Below are 687 nucleotides of genomic sequence, written 5' to 3'. Positions count from 1 at the left end.
CATACAAACATAATCAGGCTTAATATTATGTTTAGCTAATATTGCATAAGCACTATCAGCACAAAATATTGTAGCTTTGTTTTGATATTCTTTTAAAATAGGAAGTTGTTTAGTAAGTGAAGGTCCTGTTGAAACTATTATAGCTGTATCACTTAAATTTGATCTTTTAGTGAGTAATTCTTTAAAAGTAGGATTTGTAATCATTTTAGGTAGATTATAAGTAAATTGTTCTATACCTTGTAAAGCATCTAAGGGATCATTACCATAAGAGAATATTGCTTTTTTAAAATGACTCATCATGTTTTGATTAATGTTTAATATATCTTCTTTATATTTTTCATAATAATCAGAGCTTAATTCTAAAAAATATACTCTTGAAAAAGAAAAGAAAGGATTAGATGAGCAAAGCTCATTATAATCATTTAAATTTAGAGTATTAGCATTAAATATTATTAAAGAATTATTTTTAAGTTCATGGCAAAAGTCTATTAAGTGAAACATAATATAAATGATTTCTAATTCTTTTTCAAAGACTACTATATGTTTATGGTTTTTGTTTTGAAGTAAGGCTTTAAATAAAATACCATTTCCAAAACCATAAAAATAAAGAACAGGATATAAGAAGTATTTATCATTATAAGTGTTTAACATAGAGTTTAGTTCAGTAAGAGGGTTTTGGTAGAGTAA

At 24.3% G+C, this 687-nt stretch carries 1 protein-coding gene; it reads right to left on the bottom strand.

What is annotated here, in order from left to right; genetic code table 11:
• On the bottom strand, nucleotides 1-687 hold a 687-nt coding region (locus GQV94_RS07625; protein WP_200170443.1), incomplete at both ends, for a 6-hydroxymethylpterin diphosphokinase MptE-like protein.

This window comes from Campylobacter sp. TTU_617, assembly GCF_016599045.1.
Classification (GTDB): domain Bacteria; phylum Campylobacterota; class Campylobacteria; order Campylobacterales; family Campylobacteraceae; genus Campylobacter_D.
The sequence above is the reverse complement of the archived record's forward strand: the minus strand, read 5'-3'. Positions and strand labels throughout refer to the sequence as shown.